General features: G+C 62.4%; 18 protein-coding genes. 5 read left to right on the top strand and 13 right to left on the bottom strand.

All coding sequences use genetic code 11. The features are described 5' to 3' along the window. Positions 1–71: 71 nt before the first annotated feature. Positions 72–878 carry an alpha/beta fold hydrolase gene (locus ACYHH6_RS08605; RefSeq protein WP_352587341.1) on the top strand — a complete coding sequence of 269 codons (807 nt, stop codon included), beginning with the start codon at positions 72–74 and terminating at the stop codon, positions 876–878. Between the two features lie 111 nt (positions 879–989). Here the strand turns inward: ACYHH6_RS08605 and ACYHH6_RS08600 are convergent, their stop codons facing one another. The 3 genes from ACYHH6_RS08600 to ACYHH6_RS08590 all read right to left on the bottom strand — a co-directional run bounded on the left by ACYHH6_RS08600 (position 990) and on the right by ACYHH6_RS08590 (position 4,265). Next, the gene (locus tag ACYHH6_RS08600) at positions 990–2,024 is read right to left on the bottom strand and encodes an Hsp33 family molecular chaperone (RefSeq protein ID WP_352587339.1); all 1,035 of its coding nucleotides are present in this window, start codon (positions 2,022–2,024) and stop codon (positions 990–992) included. Positions 2,025–2,136: 112 nt separating this feature from the next. Further along, positions 2,137–3,048 (bottom strand): ornithine carbamoyltransferase, encoded by a 912-nt coding sequence (gene argF, locus ACYHH6_RS08595; RefSeq protein WP_352587336.1) that lies wholly within the window; start codon positions 3,046–3,048, stop codon positions 2,137–2,139. Between the two features lie 17 nt (positions 3,049–3,065). Then, positions 3,066–4,265, bottom strand: coding sequence for an aspartate aminotransferase family protein (locus ACYHH6_RS08590; RefSeq protein ID WP_352587333.1), 1,200 nt, complete (start codon positions 4,263–4,265; stop codon positions 3,066–3,068). Positions 4,266–4,623: 358 nt separating this feature from the next. Here ACYHH6_RS08590 and ACYHH6_RS08585 point away from each other — a divergent pair, with 358 nt between their 5' ends. Next, positions 4,624–5,142 (top strand): GcrA family cell cycle regulator, encoded by a 519-nt coding sequence (locus tag ACYHH6_RS08585; protein WP_112560493.1) that lies wholly within the window; start codon positions 4,624–4,626, stop codon positions 5,140–5,142. A gap of 169 nt (positions 5,143–5,311) precedes the next feature. Here ACYHH6_RS08585 and ACYHH6_RS08580 read toward each other — a convergent pair whose 3' ends face one another. From ACYHH6_RS08580 to ACYHH6_RS08570, 3 genes are all read right to left on the bottom strand, one after another. Next, positions 5,312–6,319 carry a magnesium and cobalt transport protein CorA gene (locus ACYHH6_RS08580; protein WP_352587331.1) on the bottom strand — a complete coding sequence of 336 codons (1,008 nt, stop codon included), beginning with the start codon at positions 6,317–6,319 and terminating at the stop codon, positions 5,312–5,314. Positions 6,320–6,401: 82 nt separating this feature from the next. Further along, positions 6,402–7,124 (bottom strand): phosphate signaling complex protein PhoU, encoded by a 723-nt coding sequence (gene phoU, locus ACYHH6_RS08575; RefSeq protein ID WP_352555202.1) that lies wholly within the window; start codon positions 7,122–7,124, stop codon positions 6,402–6,404. Between the two features lie 115 nt (positions 7,125–7,239). Continuing rightward, on the bottom strand, positions 7,240–8,505 hold the full coding sequence (locus ACYHH6_RS08570; protein WP_352587328.1) for an ATP-binding protein: 1,266 nt from the start codon (positions 8,503–8,505) through the stop codon (positions 7,240–7,242). A 100-nt stretch (positions 8,506–8,605) separates the two neighbouring features. On the opposite strand from ACYHH6_RS08570, the gene ppk2 reads away from it, so the two are divergent. Beyond that, positions 8,606–9,511: a polyphosphate kinase 2 gene (gene ppk2 / locus ACYHH6_RS08565; RefSeq protein ID WP_352587325.1), complete on the top strand. Its 906-nt coding sequence runs from the start codon at positions 8,606–8,608 to the stop codon at positions 9,509–9,511. A 94-nt stretch (positions 9,512–9,605) separates the two neighbouring features. On the opposite strand, the gene ACYHH6_RS08560 is transcribed toward ppk2, so the two are convergent. Together ACYHH6_RS08560 and ACYHH6_RS08555 are read right to left on the bottom strand one after the other, a co-directional pair. Next, positions 9,606–10,244, bottom strand: coding sequence for an acyl-homoserine-lactone synthase (locus ACYHH6_RS08560; protein ID WP_112560497.1), 639 nt, complete (start codon positions 10,242–10,244; stop codon positions 9,606–9,608). 336 nt (positions 10,245–10,580) lie between these two features. After that, positions 10,581–11,309: a helix-turn-helix transcriptional regulator gene (locus ACYHH6_RS08555; RefSeq protein ID WP_112560498.1), complete on the bottom strand. Its 729-nt coding sequence runs from the start codon at positions 11,307–11,309 to the stop codon at positions 10,581–10,583. 290 nt (positions 11,310–11,599) lie between these two features. Between ACYHH6_RS08555 and ACYHH6_RS08550 the strand changes: the two genes are divergently transcribed. Then, entirely contained in the window at positions 11,600–12,421 is an 822-nt protein-coding gene (locus tag ACYHH6_RS08550; RefSeq protein ID WP_435053359.1) for an ABC transporter substrate-binding protein, read from the top strand. 67 nt (positions 12,422–12,488) lie between these two features. Here ACYHH6_RS08550 and ACYHH6_RS08545 read toward each other — a convergent pair whose 3' ends face one another. Next, complete coding sequence (locus ACYHH6_RS08545) at positions 12,489–12,902, bottom strand: tellurite resistance TerB family protein (protein WP_352587320.1); 414 nt, start codon at positions 12,900–12,902, stop codon at positions 12,489–12,491. Between the two features lie 158 nt (positions 12,903–13,060). Here ACYHH6_RS08545 and ACYHH6_RS08540 point away from each other — a divergent pair, with 158 nt between their 5' ends. Then, the gene (locus ACYHH6_RS08540; RefSeq protein WP_352587317.1) at positions 13,061–14,710 is read left to right on the top strand and encodes a lysine--tRNA ligase; all 1,650 of its coding nucleotides are present in this window, start codon (positions 13,061–13,063) and stop codon (positions 14,708–14,710) included. Here ACYHH6_RS08540 and ACYHH6_RS08535 read toward each other — a convergent pair. The 4 genes from ACYHH6_RS08535 to ACYHH6_RS08520 all read right to left on the bottom strand — a co-directional run bounded on the left by ACYHH6_RS08535 (position 14,673) and on the right by ACYHH6_RS08520 (position 19,061). Continuing rightward, on the bottom strand, positions 14,673–15,545 hold the full coding sequence (locus ACYHH6_RS08535; protein WP_352587403.1) for a thermonuclease family protein: 873 nt from the start codon (positions 15,543–15,545) through the stop codon (positions 14,673–14,675). The genes ACYHH6_RS08540 and ACYHH6_RS08535 overlap by 38 nt on opposite strands. After that, a complete protein-coding gene (locus tag ACYHH6_RS08530; RefSeq protein ID WP_352587314.1) occupies positions 15,545–16,195 on the bottom strand; it encodes a S24 family peptidase in 651 nt (216 codons plus the stop codon). Before ACYHH6_RS08530 ends, ACYHH6_RS08535 begins: the two co-directional genes overlap by 1 nt. Before the next feature lie 89 nt (positions 16,196–16,284). Further along, positions 16,285–16,830 carry a thioesterase family protein gene (locus ACYHH6_RS08525; RefSeq protein WP_352587311.1) on the bottom strand — a complete coding sequence of 182 codons (546 nt, stop codon included), beginning with the start codon at positions 16,828–16,830 and terminating at the stop codon, positions 16,285–16,287. Positions 16,831–16,841: 11 nt separating this feature from the next. Then, complete coding sequence (locus ACYHH6_RS08520) at positions 16,842–19,061, bottom strand: 3-hydroxyacyl-CoA dehydrogenase NAD-binding domain-containing protein (RefSeq protein ID WP_352587307.1); 2,220 nt, start codon at positions 19,059–19,061, stop codon at positions 16,842–16,844. Positions 19,062–19,075: the final 14 nt, after the last annotated feature.

Below are 19,075 nucleotides of genomic sequence, written 5' to 3'. Positions count from 1 at the left end.
GCCAGCTTTTGTCAAGGTAGCTTTACTTCCCATTGATCAGGGGCGTCTGGCCAGCGCCAGGCAGCGGCTTGATGCGCACTATTGAAACAGGGTTGTTTCCGGGTCGGATGCCGTTCGCGAGAGTTGGACGGGGACCTGAAAGCCTTCTTATCATTAACGGCGGCCAGGGCTTCATGATGAAGCCCGAGCCATCCAGGCTGGAAAAGGATGCCGGACGACTTATCCGTATTCTTCCACCCGACACGAACTTTGTGCTGATTGGCTACGATCCCGATCCAAAAGCCGATCTTTCGCTTGAGGGTATGGCTGGAGACATCGCGGAGATCATCGACGTCAACTTCAAAAAGCCAGTGGGGTTGATGGGTATTTCCTATGGCGGCGTTATCGCAACGCGGGTGGCAGCACGGTATCCGGACTTTGTGGGCAAGCTGATCCTGCTGGCGAGCGCATACGGTTTTTCGGCCGATGGAAAAAAGCGGCTCCAGAAACAGATTCAGTTCGCAAAAGCCGAACAATTTCACGCGTTGCTGCAGGAGTTTACAACGGTATTTCGTCGACCGTGGCTGAACCTTCTCTTGCGCTTTCGCCTGAGCTTCGAAGGGCGCAGATTGATTGCACGGATGGGAGCGCCGAGTTCGATCGTCCGCTATCTCGAAGCAATGCTCGACAATGATGTGACAAACGAAGACCTCAACGATATTTCGGCGAGGACTTTGATCCTTGGCGGCGAAAGGGACCAGTTCTTCGGCGGCGGCATGATGGAAGCTACCGCGAGTGCAATCAAAGGAGCGAAGCTCACGGTGCTCGGGGATGAAACCCATATGGCTCCGGTCGAACGAATGTCAGATGTCCGCAAGCATCTCCAGGAATTCATTTGACGCTGAGATCGGTGCGGCGGTCAAAGAGACCAACCGCCAAGGGTAAGCCATGGATCCTCTCCCCGGCTGGGGAGAGGATAGGTTGCGAAGCGGCTTTCTAACGAAGCGACCCTATTGAGCCGCGCCAAACTCCGCTGGGTCGAAGTCATACTGCTTCGAGCAGAACTCGCAGGCGACGTGAATGCCGCCATCCTCGGTGCTCTCCTTGATCTCTTCGGCGGAGAAGCCTTCGAGAATGCCGCGGATCTTGTCGCGCGAGCACGAGCACCGGTCGCCGACCGGAACGCCGCCGAAGACGCGCACGCCGTGTTCATGGAACAACCGGTAGAGCAACCGCTCGGCGCCGATGGTCGGGTCGATCAGTTCGGTCGGCTCGATGGTGCCGAGCAGGGCCACCAGCTCCTGCCAGGAATTGTCGACCGGTTCATGCGTCACATCGCGTGGATCGCCGTCGCCGCCCGAAATGTCGGGCACGCGCATGCGCTCGGGCGACTGCGGCAGGAACTGCGCCAGGATGCCGCCGGCGCGCCATTGTTCGCGCGCGCCGCCGGGGCCCGGCGTCAGAAGCTTGGCCACAGAAAGCCTGAGCTCGGTCGGGATCTGCTCCGACTGGCGGAAATAGGTGCGCGCGGCGTCTTCCAGCGTCTCGCCGTCGAGCTGGACGATGCCCTGATAGCGCTGCGTGTGGGCGCCCTGGTCGATGGTCAGCGCCAGCACGCCGCTGCCCAGCAGCGTCTGCTGCGAGGTCTCGCCTGCGGCAACAAGGGCTTCCAACCTGTCGGCGTCGAAGCGGGCATAGGCTCGCAATGCCGAGGGCGTGGAGAAATCCGCCACCAGCATGTCGACCGGCCCGTCGGTGCGGGTCTGCAGGATGAACTTGCCCTCGAATTTCAGTGAGGTGCCGAGCAGCACCGTCAGCACACAGGCTTCGGCCAGCAGGCGGGCAACCGGCTCGGGATAGTCGTGACGGCTGAGGATGGCGTCGAGCATCGGCCCGAGCTGCACGGTGCGGCCGCGAACGTCGAGCGGGCCGACCTCGAACGGTACGACGTGATCGTCGCCGGCATAGCCGAACTCGCCGAGTTTGGGGTGATGTTCAGTCACTTGATGCGTTTCCAACATGACAAAGCTCCAGGGCGCGGCCATGCCGCCCTCTGGGGTGCATGCGTCCAAACGCGCTTGATTTGCGTAATGCGGCGCAGATAGGCATCACACCGCCCCAGATCAAGCGCCCAAGCACGTCAGGCACCAAGGCACTTCAAGCTCCAAGACACCAGGCGAGCACGGCCTTCTGGGCGTGGAGCCGGTTCTCGGCCTCGTCGAACACCACAGAATGCGGCCCGTCGATGACCTCGTCGGTCACCTCCTCGCCACGATGCGCCGGCAGGCAGTGCATGAACAGGGCGTCGGGCTTGGCCCTTGCCATCAGCGCCGCATTGACCTGATAGGGCGAGAAGACATTGTGGCCGCGGGCGCGGTGTTCCTGGCCCATCGACACCCAGCAATCGGTGACGATGCAATCGACCTGGTCAACGGCTTCCTCAGGTGAGCGGGTGAAATGCAGCTTGCCGCCGTTGGTCTTCGACCAGTCGATGTGCTTCTGCGCCGGCTCGCTGCCTTCCGGCACCGCGACATTGAGGTTGAAGCGGAAGCGCGCCGAGGCTTCGAGCAGCGAATGCAGCACATTGTTGCCGTCGCCGGTCCAGGCGATGGTCTTGCCGGCCACCGGACCGCGATGCTCCTCGAAGGTCATGATGTCGGCCATCAGCTGGCAGGGATGGGTATCGTCGGTCAGCCCGTTGATAACCGGGATGGTGGCATTCTCGGTCAGCTCGAGCAGCCGCTCATGCGACGTCGTGCGGATCATGATGGCGTCGACATAGCGCGACAGCACCTTGGCGGTGTCCGCAATGGTCTCGGAGCGGCCGAGCTGCATTTCGGTGCCGGTCAGCATGATGGTCTCGCCACCGAGCTGGCGCATGCCGACGTCGAAGGAGACACGCGTGCGCGTCGACGGCTTGTCGAAGATCATTGCCAGTACCTTGCCTTCGAGCGGCCTGGTGCGCTCGCCGGCCTTGAGGCGCGCCTTGCGCACCACCGCGTCGTCCAGCATGAACCGCAGATCGCCTTCGGAAACGGCGGAAAGATCGGTGAAATGGCGAAGTGACATCAGGAATGGTTCCGGGGTTACTTCGCGGCGGCTGCGGTGATGGCGTCGGCCAGGCCTTTGGCGCCGGCGCGGATGCGATCGAGCGCCTCTTTGATCTCGGCGTCGGTGACGGTGAGCGGCGGCAGCAGGCGGATGACGTTGTCGCCGGCCGGTACCGCCAGGAGATGCTGGTCGCGCAGCGCCATGTTGACCTTGGTGTTGGGCATGGCGCATTTCAGGCCGAGCATCAGGCCCGTGCCCCTGATGCCTTCGATGACATCGGGAAATTCGTCGGCGACGGCCGCCAGGCCCTGTTTCATCAGCAATGCCTTGCGCTGGACGTCTTCCAGGAAGCCGTCTTCCAGCACCACATCGAGCACGGCGTTGCCGACCGCCATCGCCAGCGGATTGCCGCCGAAGGTGGTGCCATGCACGCCTGCCGTCATGCCGACGGCAGCTTCGTCGGTGGCCAGGCACGCGCCCATCGGGAAGCCGCCGCCAATGCCCTTGGCGATCGCCATGATGTCGGGCGTCACGCCGGTCCATTCATGCGCGAACAGCTTGCCGGTGCGGCCGATGCCGCACTGGACCTCATCGAAGATCAACAGCAGGCCGTGCTGGTCGCAAAGCTGCCGCAGCCGCTTAAGAGATTGCGTCGGCACCGGGCGGATGCCGCCCTCGCCCTGCACCGGTTCGATCAGGATCGCGGCGGTCTCTGATGTGATCGCCTTCTCGGCGGCGTCGATGTCGTCGAAGCCGACCTGGTCGAAACCCTCGACCTTGGGGCCGAAGCCTTCGAGATATTTGTACTGGCCGCCCGCGGCGATGGTCGCCAGCGTACGGCCATGGAAGGCGCCCTCGAAGGTGATGACGCGGAAGCGCTCGGGGTGGCCCTTGACGAACTGGTAGCGCCGCGCCGTCTTGATCGCGCATTCCAAGGCCTCGGCGCCGGAATTGGTGAAGAACACCTTGTCGGCGAAAGTAGCCTCGGCCAGCCGCTCGCCCAGCCGGGTCTGCCCCGGGATCTCGTAGAGATTGGAGACGTGCCAGAGCTTGGCCGCCTGTTCGGTCAGCGCCGAGACCAGATGCGGATGGCTGTGGCCCAACGAATTGACTGCGATGCCGCCAGCAAAATCGAGATATCGCTCGCCCTTGTCGGTAACCAGCCATGTGCCTTCACCGTGGTCGAAGGCCAGGGGTGCGCGAGCAAAGGTCTCGTAAAGCGCCGAACCGCTCATTATATGCGTCTCCGGTACCGGAAAATCAAAAAAGCCGCCAAAGCGGCGGCCTTGTGCGGCTTATCGTGTTTTTCGGCCATGAAGTCAACGAAAACGTCGTGCAAAGGCGCGCGGCAAGCTCCCGACGAGACGCCGGCTCATAAGCGACCGGGCAAGTTGGGGAAAACCGAAAAAACCGATTCGTGTTGCCCCTGGGACTCTTGTCACCGAGTCAACACATGAGGTAATTGTAGTCGGGAAATAACTAGATTTCGTGCGGCGGACCTAATCACCTAATATATGTGGTGTCTGCCCCGGCAAAGGTTGCCGGGTCGGGAATGGATTCCGGCTGCCGCACGCTTAGCAGGAGCGCGGTCTCATGAACTGGACTGACGAGCGGGTAGAACTTCTCAGAAAACTGTGGTCGGAAGGTTTGAGCGCAAGCCAGATCGCGGCCCAACTCGGCGGGGTCAGCCGCAACGCCGTCATCGGCAAGGTGCATCGGCTGAAGCTGTCGGGCCGCGGACGCTCGACGGCAACGCCGGCGCGCCAGAAGAAGACGACGCAGGGATCTTCGATCCAGAAGTCGGTGTCGCGCGCCGCAACCACGCAGCGTCACGTCACCACCTCGATCGGCGCGACCGCGCTGCAGACACAGTTCGACGCCGAGCCGGTGGCTCGCCACTACATCCGCCCGGTCGAGAACGTCGTCGTGCCGATCTCGCGACATCTACAGCTCACCGACCTCACCGAGCGCACCTGCAAATGGCCGAATGGCGATCCGCTGTCGGAAGATTTCAACTTCTGCGGCAACGAGGCCGCCGAAACCGGACCCTATTGCAAGTATCACGCAAGGGTTGCGTTCCAGCCGGCTTCGGAGCGGCGGCGGAGCAGGTAAGGTATCAGGGGAATAGGGCAGTACGGCAGTAGGGCAGTATGTTTTTGAACTGCGCTCGTGAGGCGTCGTCTTAACCTACTGCCCTACTGCCCTACTGCCCTACTGCCCTACTGCCCTACTGCCCTACTGCCCTACTGCCCTACTGCCCTACTGCCCTACTGCCCTACCCTCACAACCATCCATTCTTGCGAAACCGCCAGTACAAAAACAAGCAGATGCAGGCGATCGCGGTCAGCACTACCGGGTAGCCGTATTCCATCTTCAGTTCCGGCATGTCATCGAAATTCATGCCGTATATGCCGGCGAGCGCCGTGGGCACCGCCAGTATGGCGGCCCATGACGCCAGCTTCTTGGTATTCGCCGTTTCCTGGCTCTGGCCAACCAGCAAGCTGGCTTCGAAGGCGAAGGCCAGAACCTCGCGCAGACTGTCGATTTTTTCCTGGACGGTGCGGATGTGATCGGTCACATCGCGGAACAGCGGGTGCATGGCGGTATGGATCTGCGGCAGTTCGGCGCTGGTCAGCCGGCGGCAGACCTCGACCAAGGGAAGTGCGGCATTGCGCAGGCGCAACAAATCGCGGCGCAGCATGTAGAGCCGCTCTATGTCGGGACCGGTCATCGGCTTCAGCAGGATCTTGTCTTCGATCGCCTCGACCTCGTCCTCGATCTGTTCCAGCACCGGCATGTAATTGTCGACGATAAAGTCGAGAATGGCATAGAGGACAAAATCCTCGCCCTTGGCCAGCGAATGCGGGCAGCTTTCCCAGTGCTGGCGCACGGCGGCATAGGAGGTCGAGGGACCATGCCTGACGCTGACGATATAGCCTGAGCCGACAAACAGATGGGTCTCCCCGAAGGTGACGCGGCCGTCGATCAGCTGGGCGGTGCGGGCGACGATGAACAGGGCATCGCCATATTGCTCGATCTTTGGCCGCTGGTGCGGATGCTCGGCGTCTTCGATCGCCAGTTCATGCAGATGGAACTGCGCCTTGACGCGCAGCAACAGCTCGCGGTCGGGTTCGAGCAACCCGATCCAGACGACATGGCCCGATTTCCTCGCCCATTCGCCGGCCTCTTCGATCGGGATGTCGGCGATGCGCTTGCCGGCGGTGTAGACGCTCGACGCGATGATGCCGGACGATGCCGGCGCCGGCTTGAACTCTCGGACATATTCCATCGCAGCCTCCGGAGCAGAACCTGAGAAGCTTAACGCTGCGATAGTTTAGCGCAATATGATTAAGCGTTCGAGGGGCGCGCGATCACTTCACCGGCAGCGACGGAAGCGCCACCTTGTCGGTCTTGTCGCCTTTGGGACGCTCGGCCGGCATCTGGTCGCCGGTGACGATGTAATAGATGGTCTCGGCGATGTTGGTGGCGTGATCGCCGATGCGCTCGATGTTCTTGGCGCAGAACAGCAGATGAGTACACGGCGTGATGTTGCGCGGATCTTCCATCATGTAGGTCAGGAGTTCGCGAAACAGCGAGGTGTACATGGCGTCGATCTGGTCGTCGCGGTCGCGCACGAAGCCTATTCTGTCGACCGAACGCGATGCGTAGACGTCTAGCACCTCTTTCAGCTGGGTCAGCGCCAGATCGGCCAGCGCCTCGAGGCCGCGAAACAGGCTAGTCGGCTGGCGGCCGTCGATGACGCTCACCACTCGCTTGGCGACATTCTTGCCGAGGTCGCCGATTCGTTCGAGGTCGGCGGAAATACGGATCGCGCCGACAATCTCGCGCAGATCCGTCGCCATCGGCTGGCGTTTGGCGATGATCACTATGGCCTTGTCGTCGATTTCGCGTTGGCCCTCATCAAGGACAATGTCGTCGCGGATGACCTTCTGGGCGAGGCCGGGATCGGCGTTGACCAGTGCCTGGATCGCCTGCTCGACCATGCGCTCGGCGTGCCCGCCCATCGCGGCGATGCGTTTCGACAGGTATTTCAGCTCTTCGTCATAGGCGCTGACGATGTGTACGGACTGCATGGATGAAATGCCTTCCTAGAATCCTTGGCCTTTTGAGTCGTTTCCTCGAATCCTGTGCTGATACGCTAGCCGGATGACAGAAAGAAGAAACAGGCAGTTAGCAAATAGTACTGCCTCAGCGCTCTGGCAAATGGACCGTGAACGCCGCGCCCTTGCCGACTTCCGACTTGATCGAAAGCCTGGCATTGTGACGCGTCAGTATGTGCTTGACGATGGACAGGCCGAGGCCGGTGCCTTTCTGGGTGCGGCTGCTCTCGACGTCGATGCGATAGAAGCGCTCGGTGATGCGCGGAATGTGCTCTTCGGGAATGCCTGGACCGTAGTCCCTGATGGTGACGTCGATGCCCGGTTCGGGACCGGCCCCGCCGCGCGCAATCGACACCGTGACACGTCCGCCCGGCTGGCCGTATTTGCAGGCGTTTTCCACCAGGTTCTCGAAAACCTGGAACAGCTCATCGCGGTCTCCGGGCACGTCGAGCGGCCCTTCGGCATAGTCGCGTTCGATGACGACGCTGTTCTCCTTGGCAAGCGGCCCTAGCGAGTCGATGACGCTGTCGATGGTCTGGCGCAGATCGACCTCGGTTCCTGGTTTCAGATAGGGCTTCATTTCCAGCCGCGACAACGACAGCAGATCGTCGATCAGGCGCGCCATGCGGCCGGTCTGGTTCTGCATGATCTGCAGGAACTGCTCGCGCGCCGCCGGATCGTTGCGGGCCGGGCCGCGCAACGTCTCGATGAAGCCCGAGATCGAGGCAAGCGGGGTGCGCAGCTCATGGCTGGCATTGGCGATGAAGTCGGCGCGCATGCGGTCGATGCGGCGCGTCTCGCTCTGGTCCTTGAACACCAGCACAAAGAGATCGGTGGCATGGCCGACCGAGGACGCGCTAACCCGGTAGGCCCGTTCGACCGGCAGTTTCTCGGTGTAGTCGACAACATCGGAGGCGACCGTCCCCGACAGCACGCTGTCCAGCAGTGCCTGCATCTCAGGGGCGCGGAATTTCAACGACAGCGACAGGCCGGGCGCGATCCCGCCAAAGGCAGCGAAGGCGGCGGCATTGGCATGGACGATGGTGGCGGTGCGGTCGAAGATGATCAGTGGATCGGCAACGGCGGCCGCAAGATATTCGCCGGAAAGCCGCTGCAGCCCGCTCGCCTCGATCGCGGCATCGCTTTGGATGGACTGGCTTGCGCCGCCGGTCGGCAGCATCGCGGCAGCAAGCAGCACCGCACAGGCGAGCAGAACGACATAGACGGACATGCCAGCGAAAGCATAGACGGCCGCGACCGCAACGACGCCGGCCGCGAGCAGCCAGCGGCCGTTCCACACCCTGGCCCTTAGCGCCTGCGCCGTGGTTATCCGCTCTGCGCCGGTGTCAGCCATTCGCGCGTCCTGCACCTTGCGCCGGCCGAATGAAACTTCCGCTGGACCGGCTACAGGGCCCCCCATAGCATGAGTCCGCAAGCTGGAAAGGTTCGTCTCGATGAAAAAACCCAAGGAAAGTCCCGCCGCAGAGCCGGCAAAGGGTCCGCTGAAGATCAGGATCGACGGCAAGGAGCGGGAGTTCGATATCGAGAATCCCGAGCTCCCGGATTGGATCGAGGACAACAAGCTGACCGCCGGCGACTACCCCTACGACAAGAAAATGAAGAGCGAGGAGTATGACGAGACGCTTGAGCGGCTGCAGATCGAGCTGGTCAAGGCGCAGGCATGGCTGCAGGCGACCCGCAAGCGGGTGATGTCGCTGTTCGAAGGGCGCGATGCCGCCGGCAAGGGCGGCACCATCTTCGTGCTGCGCCAGTATCTCAATCCTCGGACCGCGCGCAATGTGGCGCTGACCAAGCCGACACCGACGGAAGTCGGGCAGTGGTACTTCCAGCGCTATGTCGACCATTTCCCGACATCGGGGGAATTCGTCACCTTCGACCGCTCCTGGTACAATCGCGGCGGCGTCGAGCCGGTGATGGGCTTCTGTACGTCGGAACAGCACGAGAAATTCCTCAGCGAGACGCCGCATTTCGAGCGGATGATCTCCAACGAGGGCATCTATTTCTTCAAATTCTGGCTGAACATCGGCCGCGAAACCCAACTCGAACGGTTTCACGATCGCCGCTGGTCTCCGCTGAAGAACTGGAAGTTCTCGCCGATCGACATTGCCGGCATCAGCAAATGGGACGACTACACCAAGGCCCGCGACCAGATGGTCGAGCGCACGCACAAGGAATTTGCGCCCTGGATCATCGTGCGGGCGAACGACAAGCGGCGCGCGCGGCTAGCCGTCATGCGGCGCATCCTGTTGTCGCTGCCCTATGACGGGCGCGATCTCGACGCCATCGGCAAGCAAGACAAGAAGATCATCGGCGAAGGGCCTTCATTCCTCGAGAAGTAAAGGCTGGCCCGGAGAAATAGAGGCTTGAAAATACAGAGCCCACCGGAGGTGGGCTCTGTGGCCATTGTCTAAAGCGCGTCGGGTGAAGACAGTCTCACGACGCCTGCCGCATGCCGAGCATGTCGGGGGTGCCCCTGACCAACACCGGGGCGTGATGGTTGCGGCGCGAACGCACGACATCGAGCGTATGCTCGTTGAAGGTCAGCAGCGTGGCGACGACCTGCTGATTGCCGTAGGTGCGCTGGTAACCGAGCGGCGTCGCCAGGAAGTGCAACTGCAGCGTCCGCAGCACCCACACCGGCTCGACCTCGATAATGACCTGATTGATATTGCGAGCAAGGCCCCATTCGACGAAGCCGGCGATCAGTTCGGTGCCGACCGTAGACACGCCGCGCTTGCCATCGCGAAAGCCTGGCGCCACCGCGTAGCGGGTGAGTTCCCAGACATTCGGTCCCGAGGGGCGCTTTCCCTCGCAGAGTTCCGGCATCACATCGCTAAGGAGATGGGGCCGTGTGGTCGGCAGCATCCGATGATAGCCGGCAAGCTCGCCATTGCGGATGACAAGGTGGTGTTCGGCCTCATCGTGGTCGAATTGATCGATTTCGAGGCCGTCCGGGCGATCGAGATCGGTCCACCGCATCTCATCGACGAAGACCTTGTAACGCAGGCGATGGACCGCCTCCCATAGGTCGGGACGCTCCATCAGTTGTTGAGTGGTAAGGGAAAATAACATAGCCGTCTCCTGGACTTAAGAGGAAGATACGGCCGGGCTTTCCCGAAAAAATTGCGCGAAGGTGTTGGCAAGGATTTCCAGGCTGCCACAGCCGACATGGCTAATATAGCCGCGCCTAATCGCCTCCGCGATGCGTACACCCTGTTGGCGACGCCGAGTCTGCTTTTGGCGTTAAGAAAGCATTAGCCGTCTCACGAGGACGACAGGGGCGGTCTTTTTTGAAGATATTACGCGGGCCGCCAGAACCGGCCTAAAGCGCGTCGCACGACGCGCTTTGGGTCTTTGTTTGATGCATGTCGTTATCGCAAAACCGAGGTCACTTTTGCGCGACATGCATTAGCTGATATAGCCGTGTCGGATTGCCTCGGCGACTGCCTGCACGCGATTGGCGGCGCCCAGTTTGCTCTTGGCGTTGAGAAGGTGTTTCTCCGAGGTATGCTCCGAGATGCCGAGTATCTGCGAAATCTCCCACTCGGATTTGCCGACCGCCGCCCATTGCAGGCATTCGCGCTCACGCGGCGTCAATTCGATATGATCGATAACCTTGCTGCTCGTTTGAAGCTGCATGGCGCGGCCGATGGCATAGGTGGACGCCAGCGAGACCATTGCAAATTCGGTGTCGGACAGCTCGACCGCCTCACCGCCCAGCGAAACCAGCGCGATCTGGCCTTCAAGCGTGACCAGCGGGAAGGCGAGGCCGTCACGCAGCTTGAATGCGCGGGCGTCTTGCATCACCTCATCGCTGCTTTTGTCGGCAGGTATGCTCTTAACGGCCTCGCGCCATTGGAATGGCGCCCGCAATTGCTTCAAATGGCTTACGACCGGATCGTGGTCGACATAGTTGCGCGCCAGGTAACGCTCCAGCCAATCAACAGGCCAGTCGCAGAGCAGCACGTGGTCCTTCGTCTGGCTGCTTGGCGTGCCGGGCTGCGGCACCGTCGCCGCTATCAGAGCCGTCAATCCGAAATTCGAGGTGACACTCAGCAGGCGCTCGCACACCGCAGCCGCGGTGCCGGCTCGCTGCACCTGATCAATATATTCCAGTGTGCGATCGAAATGACCCATCGCAACATCTACCCCATGTTGCCTATCGCTCTTGAGACCGATGTTACGTGCCTGATGCGCACTTCGCCATCAACCCCGGATTGCAAGCCGCATGTTTGCTTTTTTATAGCGCAGCGACCGCTTGCCCTCGGACCGAATCTGCGCAGCTATTTGCAACCTCCTTGAAGCATAACCCGAAATTTGCCCTTTGAAATCAAAAACAATTGTGCCCGCGCCGTTTTCGTACCAAAAGCCAATGGCAGAACGGGCGGAGTTCTTTCGTGACATCTCGCTGGATAGCCATCGCCTTGCTGTCGCTGCTGGTCGGGGCGCAGCCTTTTGCCGGCGTCGCACGGGCGGCGGAACCGCAGGTGCCGGTGCTTTGGGACGCCAAGGAGCGGCTGCCGAAACCGGATCTCTCGGCGCTGCCCAGGCTCCGATTCCTGACCACAACCGATTTTCCGCCCTTCAACTTTCTCGACGGCGCCGGCCGGCTGTCCGGCTTTCACATCGACCTGGCGCGGGCGATTTGCGCTGAACTTGACATCGCCGACAAATGCCAGATCCAGGCGCTGCCCTGGGCCGAGCTCGACGACGCGTTGCAGAAAGGCGAAGGCGAGGCGATCATCGCCGGCATCGCCGCGACGCCGGAAACGCGGGCGAAATACAGTTTTTCGCGCTCCTATCTGCAGTTTCCGGCGCGCTTCATCATGCCGAAGACCAAGGCCTTTGCCGAGCCTATCCTCGACAAATTGCGCAGCAAACGGGTCGGCGTACTGGCCGGCTCAGCGCATGAGAAGATGCTGCGCGATTATTTCGGCACGGTGCAGATCGTCCCCTTCAACAGCCCTGAAGACCTCTACAGCGATTTGAAAGGCGGCAAGATCGACGCCGCCTTCGGCGACGGCATGCGCTTTTCCTTCTGGCTGGGCGGCACGGACGCGGCAGGCTGCTGCCGCTTCGCCGGTGGCCCGTACCTGGCCCCGGAATATTTGGGATCCGGCATGACGATTGCCACAAGAGCCGGCGACCCGGCGCTGGCAGCGGCCATGGACTACGCGCTGCAGGAGATATCGGTGAAGGGCACGTTCGCCGAATTCTATCTACGCTATTTCCCGGTCAGTTTCTTCTGATCCGGCCCGGTCAGTTTCTTCTGATCCGGTCCTGGTCAGCTTTTTCTAGGGGCTACCGACGAGACTTTTAGGTCAATGTCCGCAGCCGGGCCTTCGCGCCGCGCGCGATGGCCGCGGCGGTCAGCGTATCGAGATCGAGTTGGCGCCGGATGAGCTGCAGCACCCGCAATTCCTCCATGCGCATTTCGAGATCGACGGCGGCAACCTCAAAGGCGGCGGCATAGGCGGTGTCGTGCAGCCGCTCGGGCAAAGCCTTGCCAACACGCTCGAGAACGCCTTCCAGCCCATCCTTTTCTTGCAGCATCTTCTGGCAGTCCTGCGCGATGGCAATCAGCCTGTCCTGCTTGAAATCCTCGAACACCGGCCAGCTGCGGACGACGTCGCCGATGCGTGCCAGTTCGACATCGGTCATGTCGCGGTCGGATGCCGATGTGATGACCATCAGGTAGATCAGGGCTTCATGCGTGGACGGCAACGGCATTCAAAACTCCTTGATATTGGGTTTCGAAGGTAGGAACGCGGTATCAGCGCCGCAAGGAAAAACCGCCGCGCGCGTTGACGCCCAAGGCGTGCACGCCTAGAGACCGGTTGAAAAACTCCGATCCGGCGATGCCGGTGCATGATTTGGAAGATAGCGACATGACGGGATCAAACATCGCCGATCTCAACCCCGAAATGCTTGCGGCAGCAGCCGAAAGCAAGGCCTGGCCGTTCGAGGAAGCTAAAAAGATCATCGAGCGCTACAAGGGCGCCGATTTCCCCGAGACCGTCCTGTTCGAGACCGGCTACGGGCCGTCGGGCCTGCCGCATATTGGCACGTTCGGCGAGGTCGCCCGCACCTCGATGGTGCGCCACGCCTTCCACGTGCTGACCGGAAACAAGGTCAAGACCAAGCTCCTGTGCTTCTCCGACGACATGGATGGTATGCGCAAGATCCCGGACAATGTGCCGGATCGCGCCGCGCTCGAGCCGTACCTGCACATGCCGCTGTCATCGGTGCCCAACCCGTTCGGCGGCGACTATGCGAGCTTTGCCGACCACAACAATGCGATGCTGTGCCGGTTCCTTGACACGTTCGGCTTCGACTACGAGTTCGCCAGCGCGACGCAGTACTACAAGGCCGGCCGCTTCGATGCGATGCTGCTGCGCGCTGCCGAGCGCTATGACCAGATCATGGCGGTGATGCTACCGACGCTCGGGCCGGAGCGCCAGGCGACCTACAGCCCGTTCCTGCCGATCTCGCCGAAGAGCGGACGCGTGCTGTACGTGCCGATGAAGCATGTCGACGTCAAGGCCGGCACCATCACCTTCGACGACGAAGGCACCGAGACCACGCTTTCGGTGACCGGCGGCAAGGTCAAGCTGCAGTGGAAGCCGGATTTCGGCATGCGCTGGGCAGCACTTGGCGTTGATTTCGAAATGTTCGGCAAGGACCACCAGACCAATGCGGTGGTCTACGACCGCATCTGCAACATTCTCGGCGGACGCGCGCCGGAGCATTTCGTCTACGAGCTGTTCCTCGACGAGAACGGCCAGAAGATTTCGAAGTCGAAGGGCAACGGGCTGACCATCGACGAATGGCTGCGCTATGCGCCGACCGAAAGCCTCGGCCTGTACATGTACCAGCGGCCCAGGCAGGCGAAAAAACTCTATTTCGACGTCATCCCGCGGGCCGTGGACGAGTACTACACCTTCCTCGGCGCCTATCCGCGCCAGGACTGGAAGGAGCGGCTGGGCAATCCGGTCTGGCATATGCATGACGGCAAGCCGCCGGCGATCGACCTGCCGGTGCCGTTCTCTCTGCTGCTCAACCTGGTCAGCGCCTCCAATGCGCAGAACAAGGATGTGCTGTGGGGCTTCATCTCGCGCCATACGTCCGGCGTGACGCCGGCAACGCATCCCGAGCTCGACCAGCTGGTCGGCTTCGCCATCCGCTATTTCGACGATTTCGTGAAGCCGGCCAAGGTCTATCGTGCCGCCGACGCGGTCGAGCGCGAGGCACTGACGAAGCTGTCGGAGGCACTTGCTGGTCTGCCGGCAGGTGCCGACGGCGAGGCTATCCAGAACGCTTCGCTCAACGTCGCGCGCAAGATCGAGCGCTACCAGGACCATTCCAAACAGAGCCCGGACGGCGGTCCCGGCGTTTCCGGCGCATTCTTCCAGATGATCTACCAGGTGCTGATCGGCCAGGAACGCGGCCCGCGCTTCGGCTCGTTCGCGGCGCTTTACGGCATTGCCGAGACGCGCGCGCTCATTGAGCGGGCGCTGGCTGGTCAGTTGGCGGCGTAACGTCCGTCCCGGCCGGCGCGACATCTGTCGCCGGGGCCTCGAGGATCGGCTGCGAGGCCGTTGGTGCGGCAACCGGCGTTGGCGCCGGTGGCAGGCCGCCGAGATCGGGCGCGGCGCCGAAGATGCCCTTTTTGGCGGTGCGCGCCTTGTCGCCCGCTTCGACATAGGGGCCGCCGGCGACCGCGCGCGCCCAGCCGTTTTCGACCAGCCACTGGCCGACATCCTGCTTGCCGATGCGGCACTCGGCGACGATCAGGTTGCGGTCGGCCTCCGGCGGCACCTTGCACGCCACGGCCCGGCCGCGCAGGAGAGACCGGAACGCGGTGCGCGCGCGAACGCCGCAAGCCCAGGACTTGCCGTCATCGGTGCAGGTCTCGTCCTCCTTGACGATGTGGATGCCGGAAACCGCCACGGAATAACCATTGGCTTCGATCAGGCCGGCGGCGGATGCAACCGGCTGGAACAGTTTTGTCCCGCCCCAGTCGTCGACTGCTTTCGGCCGACGCGGCTTGGGCGGTCCGGCCAGCGCCAGATCGCTCAGCGGTGCGCGCGGTTCGACCCGTTCGAGCTCCTCTGACGGCAGCGGCGGCGGTGCGATGGCCTCTGGATCGATCGCTCTCGAATGCAGCGGAGGCGAATGCACCGGAGGACTGGGGGGCTGGATCTCGGGGATCGCCGACGTCGCCGGCTCTTCGGGCACGATGTCAGCGGCCGGGTCGATCTGGTCGATGACGACGCTGCTCTGCTCGGGCTGCAGGACGCGGCCGCCGGCGACAACCAGGGCCACCATTGCCGGGACCGCCAGCACCGCCAGGGCCAGTTGCAGCAGCCGCACTACTGGCTTGCCCAGACGATCCGCGCCACCCATTCGACATCGCGCATCGCGATATCACGGTCCGGGTGGTCGGGATTGAGCGAGATCAGTACGATCGATTTCGTCGTCTGACGGTCGAGCACCTTGGCCATGACCTCGCCGGCATTGGTCTTGACGACGACGCGGTCGCCCTTGCGGGTGGCGGCGCCCGGCTCGACGATCAGCACATCGCCATTGCGGTAGAGCGGCAGCATGGAATCGCCCTGCACCTTCAGCGCATAGGAGGTTTCCGTCGCGCGCGCCGGAAGCTCGACCAAATCCCAGCCCTGGCCGGAGGGATAGCCGGCATCGTCGAAGAAGCCGCCGGCGCCGGCCTGGGCAAAGCCAAGCAGCGGCACCGCTGAGCGCTGCGCTGTCGTGGCGCCTGAAGCGTCTCTGGCGCGGCCTTCGACCAACCCGGTGAATTCGTCGAGTGAGGCACCCGTCGCCTCGATGATCTTGGCTAGCGATTCGGTCGAGGGCCAGCGCGGCCGTCCATCCGAGGATAGCCGCTTCGACTTGTTGAACGCGGTCGAATCAAGGCCGGCACGCCGGGCCAGGCCCGAAGCCGACAGCGAATAACGCTCGGCGAGAGCGTCGATGGCGGCCCAAACGCGGTCATGCGAGAGCAATTCGCTCTCCTCAAAACAGGAAAAAATACCTTTTCCTTCTAGCGCGCGACCGTCCGCTTGTCCACCAGCAGTCCCGATCACAAAAGGGTTCAGTCGCCCCCCTTGGCCAGGCAGCGCAATCCATGGTGGGAGGTCATGAAAGTCAGCTCGGCCTCTGTCGGCGGCCGCGGCTGAGCGGAACGGCCAAGTGCCGCCACGACCTCGTCGATGTCGACAAAGCGACGGCCGGGACGGTCGTAGACACCGCCCGTCGTCATGATCAGAGCAGCCGTCTCGCCATTGTCGAGGACAAACCGGTGCCTGCCGATGACCTGGGTACCTTCCCAGGTCTCGATCGAGGACATCACCTCAAAGCGACGCCACAGCCTGATCTCGCGCACATAGACCGACTCCAGACCTCCGATCATCGGCGCCCAGCCTTTCTTGCGCGCCAGCGCGATCAGGCCGACGCGCAGGAAGATGTCGATGCGGCCGAGATCGGCCAGCATCATGTAGCGGGCGTTGTTGAGATGGCTGTTGAAGTCGATGTCGGTCGGCAGGCAGCGGAAAGCCAGGCGGCTTTCGCTGCCGATCATATAGGGGCCACGGCGTGATGCCGTGGCCATCATGCGCGCCAGGCGCCCCCAGACATACATGGGGCGCTAGATCAAGCGGCCTTCTTCACTTCGCCCTTCGCATAGGGGTCGAAGCGCTGGTAGAAGGTCTCGCCCTTTTCGGCCAGGTTGAGCAGCAGCTTTGGCGCCTTGAACTCGGCGCCGTATTTCTTCTGCAGGCCCTTGGCTATTCTGACGAACTCCTTGGCGCCGATGCCGTCGATATAGGACAGCGCGCCGCCAGTGAACGGCGCAAAGCCAAAGGCGAGGATCGAGCCTACATCGGCCTCGCGCGGGTCGGTGACGATGCCCTCTTCCATCACCCTCGCCGCTTCCAACGCGATGGTGACCAGCAGGCGCTGCTGCAGCTCCTCATAGTCGACCTTCTCCGGCTTCAGCTGCGGATAGAGGTCCTTCAGCCCCGGCCACAGCTTCTTCTTGGCGGGCTTTGCGGGATAGTCGTAAAAACCCTTGCCGTTCTTGCGGCCGAAGCGGCCATGGGTGTCGACCAGCGTGCTGATCAGCGCCATCTGCTTGGGGTCGACGGCCTTGTCGCCGAGGTCCCTGATGGTCTGCTTCATGATCTTCTGAGCAAGGTCGATCGCCGTCTCGTCGGTCAGCGCCAGCGGGCCGACCGGCATGCCGGCGGCCTTGGCGGCATTCTCGATCATCGGCGCCGGAACGCCCTCGATCAGCATCTTGTAGGCTTCCGACATGTAGCGCAGCACGCAGCGGTTGACGTAGAAGCCGCGCGTGTCGTTGACGACGATCGGCGTCTTCTTGATGGCGCGCACGAAGTCGATCGCGGTGGCGAGCGCCTTGTCGCCGGTCTTCTTGCCCAGAATGATCTCGACCAGCATCATCTTGTCGACCGGCGAGAAGAAGTGGATGCCGACGAAATTCTTCGGCCGCGCCGAATTCTTGGCCAGCGCGGTGATCGGGATGGTCGAGGTGTTGGAGGCAAAGATCGCCGGCGATTTCAGCACCGCTTCGGCCTGTTCGGTCGCAGCCTTCTTGACGGCCGAATCCTCGAACACGGCCTCGACCACCAGATCGCAGCCGGCGAGATCGGCATAGTCGGCCGTCGGCGTGATCAGCGACAGCAGCTTGTCCTTCTCCTCGGGCTTGGCGCGGCCCTTCTTGACCTGATCCGAGATCAGGCTGTCGGAATGCGCCTTGCCCTTTTCGGCCGACGCCATGTCGCGGTCGAGCAGCACGACCGGGATGCCGGCCTTGGCGGTGACGAAGGCGATGCCTGCGCCCATGAAGCCGGCGCCGAGAATGCCGATCTTCTTGAACCTGGTTTCCGGCACGCCGGCCGGGCGGCGGGCGCCCTTGTTGAGCTCCTGCAGCGAGACGAACAGCGAGCGGATCATCGCTGCCGCTTCCTTCGACTGCATGATTTCGGTGAAATAGCGCTGTTCGATCCGCAGACCGGTGTCGAACGGCACCAGCAGGCCCTCATAGACGCATTTCAGGATGGCCGCGGCGGCCGGATAATTGCCATAGGTTTCGCGGCGCAGGATGGCGATGGCCGGCGGCCACAGATTGAAGCCGGCGGGCGAATAGATCTGGCCGCCCGGCAGCTTGAAGCCCTTCTCGTCCCAAGGTTGGACGGCTTTCAAGCCGTTCTTGATCATCGCCTTGGCGGTGTCGATCAGCTTGCTCGGCTCGGCGACCTCGTGGATCAGGCCCATGGCCTTGGCCTTCTGCGGCGACAGGCTCTGGCCCGTGGTCAGCATCTGCAGCGCCTGCTGCTGGTCGGTCAGCCGCGGCACGCGCTGGGTGCCGCCGGCGCCGGGGAAGATGCCGACCTTGACTTCCGGCAAGGCCATCTTGACCTTGTCGCTATCGGCTGCAACGCGGCCATGGCAGGCAAGCGACAGTTCGAAGGCGCCGCCCATGCAGGTGCCGTTGATGGCCGAAACCCAGGGCTTGCCCGAGGTTTCGAGCTTGCGCCAAAGCGCGCCCATACGGCCGGCATTGTCGAACAGAAGCTTCGCGGCCTTCTCCGGATCCTTGTCTTTCTCCTTGGCAAAAACCGTCAGCATCTTCTGCAGCATGGTGAGATCAGCGCCGCCGGAGAAGCTGTCCTTGCCCGAGGTGATCACCGCACCCTTGATGCCAGCGTCGGCCACCACCTGGTCGATGATCTTGTCGAGCTCGTTCATCACCTCTTCGGTGAAGACGTTCATCGAGCGGTCCGGCATGTTCCAGGTGACCAGCGCAATGCCGTCTGCGTCGGTGTCGACCGTGAAGTTTGTGTAGGTCATGTCTCTCTCCTTCC

The sequence above is a fragment of the Mesorhizobium sp. P171375 genome (assembly GCF_057786075.1).
This window is presented reverse-complemented; position numbering and strand designations above follow the sequence as displayed.